At 65.7% G+C, this 13297-nt stretch carries 11 protein-coding genes; 1 reads left to right on the top strand and 10 read right to left on the bottom strand.

Annotation, left to right across the window (positions count from 1 at the left end; all coding sequences use genetic code 11):
* Nucleotides 1-482: 482 nt before the first annotated feature.
* Nucleotides 483-983: a Dps family protein gene (locus Q1W26_RS13155; RefSeq protein WP_300440871.1), complete on the top strand. Its 501-nt coding sequence runs from the start codon at nucleotides 483-485 to the stop codon at nucleotides 981-983.
* Nucleotides 984-1173: 190 nt separating this feature from the next.
* Here Q1W26_RS13155 and ovoA read toward each other — a convergent pair whose 3' ends face one another.
* The 10 genes from ovoA to Q1W26_RS13105 all read right to left on the bottom strand — a co-directional run.
* Complete coding sequence (ovoA, locus tag Q1W26_RS13150) at nucleotides 1174-3570, bottom strand: 5-histidylcysteine sulfoxide synthase (RefSeq protein WP_300440868.1); 2397 nt, start codon at nucleotides 3568-3570, stop codon at nucleotides 1174-1176.
* A gap of 54 nt (nucleotides 3571-3624) precedes the next feature.
* Entirely contained in the window at nucleotides 3625-4803 is a 1179-nt protein-coding gene (gene dinB / locus Q1W26_RS13145; protein WP_300440865.1) for a DNA polymerase IV, read from the bottom strand.
* 61 nt (nucleotides 4804-4864) lie between these two features.
* The gene (locus tag Q1W26_RS13140) at nucleotides 4865-5476 is read right to left on the bottom strand and encodes a response regulator transcription factor (RefSeq protein WP_300440862.1); all 612 of its coding nucleotides are present in this window, start codon (nucleotides 5474-5476) and stop codon (nucleotides 4865-4867) included.
* Between the two features lie 28 nt (nucleotides 5477-5504).
* Entirely contained in the window at nucleotides 5505-8393 is a 2889-nt protein-coding gene (locus Q1W26_RS13135) for an ATP-binding protein (protein WP_300440859.1), read from the bottom strand.
* 134 nt (nucleotides 8394-8527) lie between these two features.
* Nucleotides 8528-9544 (bottom strand): 2Fe-2S iron-sulfur cluster-binding protein, encoded by a 1017-nt coding sequence (locus tag Q1W26_RS13130; RefSeq protein WP_300440857.1) that lies wholly within the window; start codon nucleotides 9542-9544, stop codon nucleotides 8528-8530.
* A 70-nt stretch (nucleotides 9545-9614) separates the two neighbouring features.
* On the bottom strand, nucleotides 9615-10601 hold the full coding sequence (locus Q1W26_RS13125) for an aromatic/alkene monooxygenase hydroxylase subunit beta (protein ID WP_300440855.1): 987 nt from the start codon (nucleotides 10599-10601) through the stop codon (nucleotides 9615-9617).
* A 184-nt stretch (nucleotides 10602-10785) separates the two neighbouring features.
* Nucleotides 10786-11100 carry an MmoB/DmpM family protein gene (locus Q1W26_RS13120; protein WP_300440853.1) on the bottom strand — a complete coding sequence of 105 codons (315 nt, stop codon included), beginning with the start codon at nucleotides 11098-11100 and terminating at the stop codon, nucleotides 10786-10788.
* A gap of 36 nt (nucleotides 11101-11136) precedes the next feature.
* Complete coding sequence (locus Q1W26_RS13115) at nucleotides 11137-11472, bottom strand: Rieske 2Fe-2S domain-containing protein (RefSeq protein ID WP_300440851.1); 336 nt, start codon at nucleotides 11470-11472, stop codon at nucleotides 11137-11139.
* A 26-nt stretch (nucleotides 11473-11498) separates the two neighbouring features.
* On the bottom strand, nucleotides 11499-11765 hold the full coding sequence (locus Q1W26_RS13110) for a toluene-4-monooxygenase system B family protein (protein WP_300440848.1): 267 nt from the start codon (nucleotides 11763-11765) through the stop codon (nucleotides 11499-11501).
* A gap of 81 nt (nucleotides 11766-11846) precedes the next feature.
* The coding region (locus Q1W26_RS13105; protein WP_300440846.1) for an aromatic/alkene/methane monooxygenase hydroxylase/oxygenase subunit alpha at nucleotides 11847-13297 on the bottom strand (1451 nt) is incomplete at its 5' end.

Here is a 13297-nt window from a genome sequence, read left to right as displayed (position 1 = left end):
CGGAAAAAGGGCTTCGCATGTCTGAGCCCGCAGGGCGAGTTTGCGAAGACCCCGCTCGGCATTGCCGGAAGGAGGGAACCCCCGAAGGGGGCGCGGCAGCGGGGTACGTTTCTTTGCCTTCTTTCTTGTCGTACAACAAGAAAGAAGGTCGCCCGCCGGGGGCGAGTCCCCGGCCAACGTAACGCCAAACACGGGAAAGCCGTCCCGCAAGGGCTCAACGGTTGGAATAAACCACCAAGGTTCGCGCAAGGTGTGGAAAGCGCTTCCCACGACAGGTGAGACTCTCCAAGCCCGGCAGGTCGGCCAGGAAGAGTCATTACACACTTAACGCGAACATAGCCTTTTCCAATGGCCTGCAGCAAGGATGCCCATTGGACGGAACGCCGGCGCGGGTCGATACTCTGAAGGCTTGCCCGGCCTGACTATGCAGCGGCGAGGGGCGCTTCAGACAGCCGTTGCTCATTGCTCAAGAGGAGAAAACCATGACAAAAAATTCCAGGAAATCCGCCGGCCCCGTGATGGACATCGGCATTTCGGAAGATGACCGTGCCGCCATCGCCGCCGGCCTCTCGCGCCTGCTGGCCGACAGCGCCACGCTCTACCTCATGACCCACAACTTCCACTGGAACGTGAAGGGCCCCATGTTCAACACCCTGCACTTGATGTTCATGGGGCAATACACCGAACAATGGAACGCCCTCGACCTGATTGCCGAGCGCATTCGCGCGCTGGGGCACCCGGCGCCGGGCACCTACAAGGCCCTTGGCAAGCTGGCGTCCATCGAAGAACCCGAAGGCGTGCCGGTGGCCACCGAGATGATCCGCCTGCTCGTGGCCGCCCAGGAAGCCACCGCCCGCACCGCCCGCGGCCTCTTTCCGCTGGTGGACAAGGCCAACGATCAGCCCACCGCCGACCTGCTCACCCAGCGTCTGGAGGTGCACGAGAAAACCGCCTGGATGTTGCGCAGCTTGCTGGAGGAGTAAGAGCGCGTCCGTAAATAGCCCGCCGTCGGCCTGGGGCCGAATCACCGCCACTGCGTTGTTGCGCTTTCTGGCTTGGGCGTAACCCAAGCCGCAAAAGCACGTCTGGCATTGGTGGCGATTCACCTCCCAGGCGTCGGCCTCCTATTCACGGACAAGCTCCAAATCAGCGGCCGGGCGCCCTTGCGTTAGCTCAAGTCTCCCGCTGCCACAGCATGCCGTGGGTCACGATGAACTGGAACTTGCGGGCGTGTTCGCGGATCACCAGCGGGACTTCCTCTTCCCGGCGCAGCACAAAACCTTCTTCGCGCATGAAGGCCTTGAGGGCGTCGGCGCTTTTAACGGGCTGGCCGTCGGCCTCGAAGCCGCCCAGCCAGGCTTCCCGGGGCGTGAATTGTTCCAGCCACGAATAGGGCGAGAACAGCGCCACCAGGCCGCCCACCTTGACCAGTCCGCGCTCGCCGCCGAGGCGTCCGAGCAGTGACTTGGGGCTGGGCAGGCGGCACAGCAGGTTGGCCAGCAGCACGGCGTCGAAATCGGCCAGTTCGGCCGGCAGCGAACAGGCGTCGGCCTGGCGGAAATGGGCGCGCTTGCGCTCGATGGCCGGGTCGATGCGGGCCGTGACGGTTTTGCCGAGATCGCCTTCGTCGCGCAGGAAGTAGGGGCGGGCGCCGTCTTTTTGCAGGCCTTCGGCGGCGTCGATGAAGGCGCGGCTGAGGTCGACGCCCAGCACTTCACCGAACTCCCGGGCCAGCTCGAAGCTGGCGCCGCCCACGGCACAGCCGATGTCCAGCGCACGGGCGGTGCCGCTGCCAAACTCCCGGGCGCCGTCGAGCAGCCAGTGGGCACAGCGCTGGGGGAAGGCGGTGGCGCACTGGGGGCCGCCGGGCCAGGGCATCTGGCTCTTGGGTTCGCCGTGGTGGAGCAGCATGTATTCGTCGACGATGCGGGCGTCTTCATACACCTGGCGCCCGGAATCCTCTGCGCCGAGCCTGACCACGCCGCCGTCGTGGGCCGCGTGCACCACGCGAAAGCCCGCGTGCTGGTAGAAGTGGGGACGGAAGTGGAAGCGCGCCCACACGCCGGCTTCGTCGCCACAGGAAATCCACGAGCCGCCGAGGATCATCTGGTGCTGGCCGTCGTAGCAAGGGGTGGAGAAGTCGTCGTAGAAGGGGTGAACCTTGCCGCCCGGCAGCGGGTTGAAGTCGTCGCCGTGCCATTGCCAGAGGTTGCCGAAGACATCCTGCGCGCCGCTGGCGGCGGGCGTGCCGGCATCGACAGGCCAGGGGGAGCCGTGGGCGAGCTGGCTGTTCCAGCCGGTTTCGCGGCCCAGGGTGGCGCCATCGACGTGGAAAGCCGGGTTGGTTTCGGCCCACGAGGCATCACGCAGGGCGTGGTGTTCGGCCTCGGTGGGCAACCTACAGGGCTGGCCGTCGCGGGTGCTGCGCCAGGCGCAGAAGGCGGCGGCTTCGTGGGCATTGACCTCGACAGGCCAGTTCCAGGGCATCGGAATGGTTTCGAACTGGGTGCGCAGGCGGTAGCGGTGCAGGCCGGCGGGGCCGTCGGGCACCCAGAAGCACGGCCACTTGCTGTTGCGAAAGCCGCGCCAGGCCCAGCCGGCTTCGGTCCACCAGTGTTGTTCGAGGTAGCCGCCGCTCTGGATGAATTCCAGGAAGGCGCCGTTGCTGACGAGCTGGCTTTCAACCTGGAAGGCCTGCACGCTGGCGCGCCGCTCACCGTATTCGTTGTCCCAGCCGAAGCTGGGCCAGGCGAGCGGTTTGCCGATTCTGACCTGCGCGGCGGCAATGTCGAGGAGGGCCGGCGTGGGGTAATCGCGGCCGGCCTTGGGCGGAAAAGCCGTTTCGACGCCCGCGCTGGGGTGCAGCTTCGGCCATTCGGCGGGGCGCTGGACGAGTTCGACCGGCAGTTCGCGGATCAGCACCGAGGAGGTTTCGAGGTGGATGCGCTCGTGGTCGAAGCCCATGAAGAGCGCCCACAGGGGCGAGCTCATGGTGATCGGGGCGTGGCCGTCGGCGAGTTCCGGGTGGGTCTGGATGACCTCGCGCACGGTGGCATACACCTGCTGGCGGTAGGTGTGGGCTTCGGCAAAGCTGGGCCACTGCATCTCGTTCTTGGACATGTCGTCCCAGCGCATTTCATCCACGCCGGTTTCGAAGATGCGTTCGAAGTAGGGGTTGAGCGGGGCGTCGATGAGGCCTGCCACGCGCAGCTTGTTGATGTAGAGCGCGGCCGGATGACAGTAGTAAAAAATCATCGGGTGGCGCAGGTGGTGGTAAGGCGGCCGGTAGAAGGCCTCCTCGCCCTGCAGGCCGGCAAACAGCGTTTCGGTGAGCGTCCAGCAGTTGTCGAAGGTGGCGAGTACGGCTTCGCGGGTACAGGTGGCCAGATTGGGCTGGGGCAGGGCGGTGAGTGTGCCGTCCGGCTGGCGGCCGGGGCAGGCGGCCGGCGCGAGGCCGGTCCACCACCACTCGGGGCGCGGGCCGCGCAGCTGCGTGTCGTGGTCGCCGCGCAGGTTCTGTCGCCAGGCTTCGGCAGGGTGTTCAGCGACGGTTTCGTTGGGGCGGGGCATGCGGATCTCCGGGAGGGCTGCTTGGATGGTCAAGTGCTGTTATCAGGTGCGTATTCAGGCGAAAAGTTCAGCCTGGGTGGGGGTGTGCGTTGCGTGTGGCGGGATGTCGCCCGGCCGGACCAGGCCGCTGACCCGCACGCCGAGCAGGCGGATGCGCCGATCGAGCGGCACGCGCCGGGCACATTCACCGGCCGCGCGGCGGATCGTGGCGGCATCGCCGGTGGGCATGGCCAGCGTCTGGTCGCGGGTGACGGTGTGAAAGTTGTCGAAGCGCAGTTTGAGGCCGATGGTCTTGCCCAGGTAGCCCTTGCGGGCGAGGTCGGCGGCGAGCTGCTCGCACAGGCGGGTGAAGTGCAGGGACAGATCGGCCTTGTCGGTGCGTGGGTGCAGGTCGCGCTCGAAGGTGGTTTCGCGGGAGACGCTTTTCGGTTCGCTCTCGGTGACCACCGGGCGCTCGTCGTCGCCGTGGGCGGCGCGGTGCAGCCAGATGCCGTAGCGTTCGCCGAAGTGCTCCTGCAGCCAGGCCGGGTCGGCGGCGGCGAGTTCGCCGATGCGGGTGATGCCGAGGGTTTCCAGCCGCGCCGCGGCCTTGGGGCCGATGCCGTTGATGCGCCGGGCCGGCAGCGGCCAGATGCGCGCGGGCAGGTCGGCGGCGGTGACGATGGTGATGCCGGCGGGCTTGTCCAGGTCGGAGCACAGCTTGGCGAGCAGCTTGTTGGGCGCCACGCCCACCGAGCACGACAGCCCGGTGGCTTCGAGCACGGCGTGCTGGAGTTGCTGCGCGATGCGGCGGGCGCCGTCGGGCGTGCCGTCGGGGTTGAGGGCGGTGAGGTCGAGGTAGATTTCGTCGATGCCCCGGTCTTCCATGTGCGGTGCGATCTCGCGCACCGTGGCCTTGAAGAGGCGCGAGTAGTGGCGGTAGGCCTCGAAATCGGCGGGCAGCAGCAGGGCGTCCGGGGCCAGCTGGCCGGCCTTCATCAGGCCCATGCCGGAATGCACGCCAAGGGCGCGGGCTTCGTAGGTGGCGGTGGTGATCACCCCGCGCCCGACGTAATCGCGCAGACACGGAAATTCCTGACCTGCGGTTGTCGCCAGCGCCCGTCGCCCGCCCACCACCACCGGCTGGCCGCGCAAATGCGGGTAGCGCAGCAACTCAACCGACGCGAAAAAAGCGTCCATATCGAGGTGGGCGATGCTGCGGGGCAGGGGAGGCATGGTTCCGGGGTGAGGCACGAAGTCTCCATTGTGCCTCAAGGGGCGTGGCCGACGCGTTGTGCTGCCGGGCTGGGGGCGGCTACCCGGTATTCACCTTCTCCATCATCCGCACCAGATCGGGCAGGGAGCGCACCTTCATTTTTTGCATGATGTTGTGGCGATGAACCTTGACCGTCATCTCCGAAACGCCGAGTTCCGCCGCGGCCTGCTTGTTGAGCATGCCTTTCACCATGAAGACGATGACCTCCCGTTCCCGTCCGGTGAGGGTGGCGTACTTGCTGCGTACTTCGCTCAGTTCGGCCGCCTCGCTGCGGCTGGCCCGGTCCCGTTCGAGCGCGTGACGGATCGCCTCCAGCAAATCGTCGTCGCGAAAGGGCTTGGCGAGAAACTCCACGGCGCCGGCCTTGATGGCCCGTACCGCCATCGGAATATCCCCGTGGCCGGTGATGAAGATGATCGGGATGGGATCGCCCGATCTGGAAAATTCCCCTTGCAGATCGAGCCCCGACAAGCCCGGCATGCGCACGTCCAGCACCAGGCAAGAGACGCACGCGGGGCGCGGATACTGCAGGAACTCGACGGCCGAGGAAAAGGTTTGCACCTGAAACCCCACGGAGCGGATCAGGCTGCTCAGGGCTTCGCGTACCGACAGGTCGTCATCGACGACGAAAACGGTTTCTGTTGTAGTCAATCGCCCCTCCCTTGCAGGCCAGCCGCGCTCAGATCGACGGAACGTTGAAGACGAAGCGGGCGCCGGATTCGACCGAGGCGTCGAGCCACAGGCGTCCGCCATGATTTTCGACGATGGTCCGGCTGATGGCCAGCCCCATGCCCAGCCCGTCCTGCTTGGTCGAAAAGAAGGCGTCGAACAGCTTTTCCTGCGCCTGGGCCGGAACGCCCGGGCCGCAGTCCTGCACCGAGAAAATCGCGCCCTCGGTCGGGTCTTCCTTCACTTCCAGGGTGAGCAGGCGCTTTCCCGGCGTCTCGCGCATGGCATCGACGGCATTGATGACCAGGTTGAGGATGACCTGCTGCAGCTGGACGTTGTCGGCGAATATCTTTGGCAAGTCCGGCGGGATGCGCAGCTCGACCTGAACGCCGGCATCCAGCAGAACCGTATGCAGCATGAGCAGCAGCTCATCCAGCAATTTCGGCACGGCAATCCATTCCTGCTTGATTTCGCCCGCCCGCAAAAACTTGCGGATGCGGGAAATCACGCCGCCGGCTAAGGTGGCATCGCGGCTGACCCGATGCAGCGCCGCCACCACCTCCTCGTAATTCGGTTTTTCCAGCGCCAGCCAGCGCAGGGCGGCAGCGCTGTTGGTGATGACGGCGGCGAGCGGCTGGTTGACCTCATGGGCGATGGAGGCGACCAGCTCCCCCATGGTGGTGAAGCGCGACACCCGGGCCAGCTCCGAGCGGGTGGCGGCGAGGGACTGCTCGCCTTCCTTCTTGGCGGTGATGTCCTCGACGATCACGGCCAGCATGGGGCCGTCCTGATCGACCGCCGGAATCCGCGACGCACTTACGTTGGCCCACAGGTAGCCGCCCGCTTTTTTCTCGTAGCGTTTCTGGATCTGGTAGCCCGGCAGCGCACCGTCGAACAATCCCTGCACGCTTCTCCCGGTCATCAGGCGCTGGGATTCCTCGGTGATGTCCACCAGCGAGACCCCCACGATCTCGCCCTTGCCGTAGCCGAGCATGCGCTGCAGGGCCGGGTTTGCGCTCAGGATGCGGCCGTCCCGGTCGGCCAGCGCGATGCCCACCGCGGTGTTGTCGTAAAGCCCCAGCCAGCGGCGGTCGGAAGCCTGCAGGGCGAGCAGGCTTTTCTGCAGCGACTTGCGGCTTTCAACCAGGCCGGCGGTCAGCTCGCCGATGTCCGAGGCCTGGGAGTTCAGCTCTTTCTGCAGGATGTCCACGGTGCGTTTCACCGCCACCAGATTGCGCACGCGGGCCCGCAGTTCCTGGGGCGAGAAGGGCTTGGTCACGTAGTCCTGAACCCATTCTTCGAGCAGGTTCTCGCGCAGCACGTCGTCGACCCGGACCGACAGCACCAGCACCGGAACATGCGGAAAATCCGGCGTGGCGCGCAGTTCCCGCACCAAGCGCTCGCCGTCGACCTGCGGCATCATCAGGTCGGTGATGATCAGGTCCGGCGGGTCGGCCAGCGCGGCGGCGACGGCCGATTGCCCGTTTTCTTCCAGCGAAACGTTGTACTCGTCGATCAGCACGTCATAGAGAAACAGGCGCAGGTCGGGATTGTCCTCGGCAACCAGAACCCGCGGCTTGCCCACCCGGTGTGCGGGCATGGGCATGTCCGGCAGCCTGAGCGCGTCGTGGCCATAGCCCGCGGGAAGCACGCTGTCGTCACCGGTCTCGCGCACGAAGGCGCCGCTTGGCGCGCGCACCGGGATTTCCACCTGAAAGACCGCGCCGCCGCCCGGCGCATCCACCACCACCACGGTGCCGCCGTGGAGTTCCACGAATTCCTTGACGATGTTGAGCCCCAGCCCGCTGCCGACCGCGCCCTGGCCGGCTTCGCCCTGGGTGAAGCGGTCGAAGATCTGCTGCTTCATCGCCTCCGGCACGCCGGGGCCGTTGTCCTGCACGCTGACCAGGAAACGGGCGTTCGGACTGTGTTCGACGGTGCAGCTGATGCGCCCGCCCGAGGGGGTGAACTTGAAGGCGTTCGAGATCAGGTTCGCCAGAATCCGGGCAAACTTCACCCGGTCCACGTCGGCGTACAGCTCGTCTTCGCCCCGCACGCTCAGGGTGATGGCGCGCTCCTCGGCAACCGCGGCAAAGCCCGCCGCGATATCGTGCGCCATGGCCGTGATGTTGGCGCACAGGTAGGCCAGCGGCATGCGCCCCGAGTCGATGCGGGCCAGGTCGAGCAGATCGTTCACCTGCTGCAGAAGGGATTGAGCGTTGCGCTTGATGGTGGTCAGGCGAAACTTCTCGCGCTCGCCAAGGGCCGGCGCTTCTTTCAGGAGCTGGTCCACCGGGCCGAGGATCAGCGCCAGCGGCGTGCGCAGTTCGTGGCTGACGTTGGCGAAGAACTTGGTCTTGAAGCCGTCGATTTCCTTGAGTTTTTCAAGCGCGTTCTGCAGCTCGCCGTTCTTTCGCGTGAGTTCGGCGCTGATGGCGATTTTTTCGGAAATGTTGCGCCCTTCCGGCAGCAGAAAGGCCACGTCTCCCCGGTCGTCCATGATGGGCGTGAGCGAAAAATCGATGACGATGGTTTTGTAGCCCTGCTGCTCGCCAAACACCTCGAAGTCGCAGCGCACGAATCTGCCGGATCGCGCCTCCGCGATCATCTCGCGGACGCGACTGCGCGCCTCCTCGGACACCGCCCACCAGCGCGCCTGCCAGAAGGGCTTGCCCACCACCTGCTCCAGGCACAGGCCCGCCCCGTCAAGGGCGGCCCGGTTGATCTCGAGCACCGTGCCGTCCACGTCCAGCAGCCCGAGAAACTGGTACATGGAGTCGAGGATGATGCGCGCCATCTTCTGCCCGCGGACGTCGGCGCTATCGCCGGGCTCCAGCACGATGCCCTTCACCGGGCCCGGGCTCCCGGACTCGGGCTTTATATCTTTCGGCTCTGTCATCGTTGTCTGTGGAAATTCATCAACCCGACGATACGCCCCCTGCGGCCCGGAGGCCACGCAGGGGGCGTTGTGGGGGCGACTGAAGTCGCCCCTACAACGCCCCCACAACGGCACCACAAGTCTCCGGCAAGGCCTCAAAAGAAACGGTCGAAATGAATCTGTTCGAAGGGGACGCGATGGCCCACCATCAGCATCTCCTGCAAGGCCTGGGTCATGGGTGGCGGGCCGGCGAAGTAGAACTCGAAGCCGGCCAGGCTGCCGGGCAGGGCACGGGCCACGAGATCGTGCACGAAGCCGGTTTCGCCTTGCCATTCGCCTTCGTCGCCGGGCAGCGACACCACGGGCAGATACACGATCCGGTCGCCGAAGCCCTCCAGCTGGGCCAGCATTTCCCGGCCGCACACATCCCGCGGGGTTCGCGCGCCGTAGAAGAAGTACAGCTTGCGATCCTTCAGCATGCCGGCCTCGGCGGCGCCGCGGGCGATGGACACCATTGGCGCCAGGCCCGATCCGCCCGCCACGCAGACGATGTCCCGCGGCGATTCGGTGCGCAGCCAGGCCACGCCGTAAGGGCCGTCCAGACCGATCTCGTCGCCGCAGGCCAGCTTGTCGAAGAGCACGTGGGTGCCCTTGCCGTGGGGAACCCGGCGCACCTGAAAATGCCATTCGCCGTCGTCGTTGGCGGTGTTGGAAAGGGAATAGGCGCGGGATGCGTCCAGCCCGGCCAGGTCCAGCATGGCGAACTGGCCCGGCAGAAAGCCGGCGCCGCCGGTGCTGCGGAAGCGGAATTCGCGCAGATCGTGGGTGATGTCGGAGGTTCCGACGAGCCGCGCCTTCTGCCGTTGCGGCACCACCTTCGGAACGTATTCCTTGCCCGTCGAAGCCTTGATGGTTGCCGGCCCCTTGGCCCGGCACTGGCACGCCAGGTGGCGCCCGCGGCGCCTGTCCCTTTCGTTCAGGCCGGGCGCGTCGGCCCACAGGGTTTCGACCTCGCCTTGCAGCAGTTCGAACTTGCAGCCGCCGCAGCCCCCCGAGTTGCACTCGTAGGACAGGCCGACCCCGGCCCGCAAGGCGGCGCGCAGCAGCGTGTCGCCCTCCCGCTGCTCGAAGGTCGAGCCGTCTTTTTCGTTGAGGATGATGGGATTGCTCATGGAAGCTCGCCTCCAGGATTGATCCGTCCGGCGCCGCAGGGCGCCGGACGGGTGAGGATCTGCCCGGCCCTTACAGGCCCAGGCTCCGGCGGAGTTCCCGCGTGGCGGCCTTGGCGCTGGCGGCCGCATCGGCGACGTCCGGCAGCGCGGCGCAGTAGGCGTCGATGGCCTTGTCTGCGAGGGGTTCCCACTTGGCGATCCAGCCCTGGATGAGTTCCAGGTTGCCCGGGGTTTCCTGGGCCATCTTGACCAGCGCGGACAGCCAGCGGCGATGGCGTGCCGCGTCGATCAACTGGGCGTCGGTGACGAGGCCGAGCAGCATGTCGCCGTTGTGGCGGGCCGATTCGCCCAGCTTGCGCAAAACCGCTTCCTCGATGGCCGGCTTGGCGACCAGGTTCAGCACGACGACGGCCTCGCCCCAGTCCCACACCGTGAGGGTCTTTTCCATCAGCTCGCGAAAGCCCTGCCAGACCGCGTCGGTCTCCCAGTAGTTGCGCTCGTCGGTGCCGAAGCCGTGGTCCGGGAAGGCGATGGACAGCTCCCTGGTGCGGTAGGCCGTGTGGCTGAGCCAGCGCAGGCTGTCGGCCATCTGGAAGTAGTGGCAGTTGGTGATGGTGCTGGCGGGCGAAACCTGGCCGACGTAGGAGGAGGCCATCTGCACGGTGTGGAACAGGTAGCGGGCCGGGGTGTACAGGCGGGCCAAGGAGCCGGCCCAGCGCGCATCGAGGGATTTGTCGTGCTCGCGGTGATTGAACTGGTCGAAGAGGCCGAAAACATAGGTCTCCTGGCCGTCCTGCATCATGTTGTAGGTGCGATACACCACCTCGTCCGGATCGCGGAAGGCGTTCCAGTCGGCGTGCTTGAGGGCGGTGCCGAAGGTGTTCTTCTTGTACCACTCGTTCATGAACAGGCCCGGAGCCAGCTCGTAGGGCGAGTCCGGATCGCGGTCGTTGTAGTGCAGGTTGGCGCTGACGATCTCGTATTCGCTGGGCTTGCGGCGCCGGGCGACCAGGTGGCTCCAGGTTTTCTGCGGCTTCAGCACTTGAACTTCGGACATTCTTGTCTCCTCATTTTTTTGTAAAGCTGGGTGTCGCCGGGTGTCGATCCGGCGATTGCAGCGTAGGTCGGGTTAGCGCAGCGTAACCCGACGCCCCCTACCGCCCGCTCTGGCCGATGTCTCTGCCCGCGCGTCACGGGGATGTCGGGTTACGCCCTGCGGGCTAACCCGACCTACGGGCTTGTCAGAGCTTCTTGTTGAAGTAGAAACGCACGGCGTCGTCCAGGCTTTCGATCTGGCCGGCGAAGGAGCTGAGGTCCACTTCCAGGTCGTTCATCTTGAACGGGCGGCCCAGTTCTTCTTCGATCGTCTGGCGGCGCAGGATCATTTCCTGCTCGGTGTGAATCCGGACATAGGCACGCTTGTCATCGACGAAGACTTCCTTGCCGGGGTTGTCGACCTTGGCCGCTTCGATCACCGCCAGGGCGAGGTCGCCGGCGCGCATCACCGGGCCCACCATGTTGTTGTGATAGGCCTGCGCGGAACTTGCAACACTCATTTTTTTCTCCTTGGGTATTCCATGGGGCAAGCCCGCTCAGCTGTGGGCGAACAAGGGCTCGACGCCCGCCGTCTCGACATAGATGTCGTCGCCGTCCACCTTGATCGGGTATTCCGCCAGGGCGCAGTCGTCCGGGTTGATGCCCTTGCCGCTGGAGGCATCGAACTGCCACAGGTGGGCGCGGCAGATCAGCTTCTTGCCGTCGAACTTGCCTTCCGACAGGGCGATGTCCTGGTGCGGGCAGATGCCCTGGAAAGCCTTGATCTCGCCGCCTTCGGCGCACACCAGAATGATGTCGTGGCCGTCGACGGTGAAGGGCTCCATTTCCCCTTCCCAGATGTCGTCGAGCGTACAAACCTTGGTGAAACTCATGCCTGTCTCCCGTCTTGTGTACGTGCTCAGGCCTGGGGCGCCTGCCAGATGATTTCCACCGTTTCGGTGGGCTTGAGGCCCGAGTCGGCAACCTTCATGGTGCGCGGCAGAAACTCTGCCCCGCCCTGGCGGCGCACCCGCAGGATCTGGCCGGGGCGGGCCCTGACACGGCGCCCGACCGAATGCACGGCGGCCGCGGCGGCCACTTCGTCCATGGTGTTCTCGGTGTCGACGGCGACCAGTTGCAGCACGAAGTCGCCTTCGAAATTGGAAGTCAATGGAAACAATGCCATTTGGGGTATCTCCTGTAGTCGTTGAGCCCGGCGCCTGATGCTCGGGGGCAAAAGGGGGCGCCGGGGCTGCCATTCAGTTGCTCAGCCGGCCTTCTTGGTGGCGCGCAGTGCCCGGTAAACCTCGGCCCAGGCGTAGTTGTGGGCGTCGTCGCCCATCTCGCCCGGCGCGATGTTCATGTAGGCCAGGGCGCCTTCCAGGTTCATCGGCTGGATCATGCCGGCCAGGAAGCGGTCCACGATGGAGAGGTGGCCGGCGTAGCGTTCGGGTTCCTGCTCGAAGACCCAGCGGTCCACTTCCGAACCAAAGTGGTAGAGGCGGCCGTTGTATTCCAGCGGGTAGTCCTTGACGTTCCAGCCCTTGCCCGGCGTGCCCAGAATCGGCAGCTGGCACATGTTGCAGACGTAGGGGAGGGTTTCCGGGTAGGTCATGGCCATGTTGCCGTCCACCACGTTGTCGATGATGACGTCCCAGCACTGGCCCCAGGTGTCGTTCCAGCCGGGGTATTTCTCCTCCAGCCAGTCCCGCTCGGCAGGCGTCACGCCGGCGGCGGGGTTCCACCACACGGTGGGGCGCCAGAAGTACGAGCCCATGTGCATGCCGTGGTGGGTTTCGCCCAGCTCCTTGATGAAGATGTCCCAATACCAGGGCAGCTCGAGCCCCATGTCGGTGAGGGAGCGCTCGAACTGGGCGACGATCCATTCCTCCATGAATTCCTTGAAGGACTGTTTGCGGTGCTCAAGCGGCGTGTAGTAATCCATGATCGGGCCGGTGAGCACGGAGAACAGCTTCCAGGCGCCCCACACGGCGATGTCGACCCGCTTCTGGGCCTCGGCCTTCTGGCCGTTTTCGATCAGGATCTTCAGGGCCGGCCCGCCGATCTGGGCGTGGCGGGATTCATCGGTCTGGATGCTGGAGATCAGGTTGGCGAAGGTGTGGTCGCCGGCTTCGGCCGCGTCCGCCGCCAGCCCCAGGAACTGCATGTTGGTGAAGCCGGTCTCGAAGCTGAAGGTCAGCATGATGGAAACGCTGATGGCGTCCCGGGTCATCATGATGTCGTCGAAGAAATGCCGGGCCGCGATCATGGCCCATTCGTTGGTGTCGTAGGCCTTGAAGGCCCAGTCCATCTGGCGGTCTTTGGAGACGTGCTCGTGGGGGAAGTAGAGCTGCATCTGGCCGTGGCGGATTTCGTCCAGACAGCCCAGCGTGGCCATGTTGCGCATGCCCGGCGCCTTGGAGAAACGCATCATGCGGGCCTCGGCGCTGGCCGCCGCGTATTCGCCCCGGGCGATCGCGCCGTAGTGGGCCTTCATCACCGACTTCCAGCCCGGATCGGCGTTTTCGAAGATGCGGCTGCGCTCAAGCGCGGCTTTCACGGAGTAGGCCCCGGCGTCCTTGTCGCGCTGGACTTTGACGTATTCCGGGTAGGTCTGTTTGTAGGGCTCGTCGTACTTTTCCCAGGCGTTCTGGGGCAGACCGAAGGCGCCCGCGAGCGGGGGTGGAAACAGCTCGTCTTCCGTTACATACCCGGGCG

Source organism: Zoogloea sp., assembly GCF_030157465.1.
Lineage (GTDB): Bacteria > Pseudomonadota > Gammaproteobacteria > Burkholderiales > Rhodocyclaceae > Zoogloea.
This window is presented reverse-complemented; position numbering and strand designations above follow the sequence as displayed.

Bases quoted from the DNA above. Each gene is read 5' to 3' on its own strand.
- ovoA (WP_300440868.1), bottom strand. From the start codon at position 3,570: ATGCCCCGCCCCAACGAAACCGTCGCTGAACACCCTGCCGAAGCCTGG.
- Q1W26_RS13120 (WP_300440853.1), bottom strand. From the start codon at position 11,100: ATGAGTGTTGCAAGTTCCGCGCAGGCCTATCACAACAACATGGTGGGC.
- Q1W26_RS13125 (WP_300440855.1), bottom strand. From the start codon at position 10,601: ATGTCCGAAGTTCAAGTGCTGAAGCCGCAGAAAACCTGGAGCCACCTG.
- Q1W26_RS13135 (WP_300440859.1), bottom strand. From the start codon at position 8,393: ATGACAGAGCCGAAAGATATAAAGCCCGAGTCCGGGAGCCCGGGCCCG.
- Q1W26_RS13110 (WP_300440848.1), bottom strand. From the start codon at position 11,765: ATGGCATTGTTTCCATTGACTTCCAATTTCGAAGGCGACTTCGTGCTG.
- Q1W26_RS13130 (WP_300440857.1), bottom strand. From the start codon at position 9,544: ATGAGCAATCCCATCATCCTCAACGAAAAAGACGGCTCGACCTTCGAG.
- Q1W26_RS13155 (WP_300440871.1), top strand. From the start codon at position 483: ATGACAAAAAATTCCAGGAAATCCGCCGGCCCCGTGATGGACATCGGC.
- Q1W26_RS13115 (WP_300440851.1), bottom strand. From the start codon at position 11,472: ATGAGTTTCACCAAGGTTTGTACGCTCGACGACATCTGGGAAGGGGAA.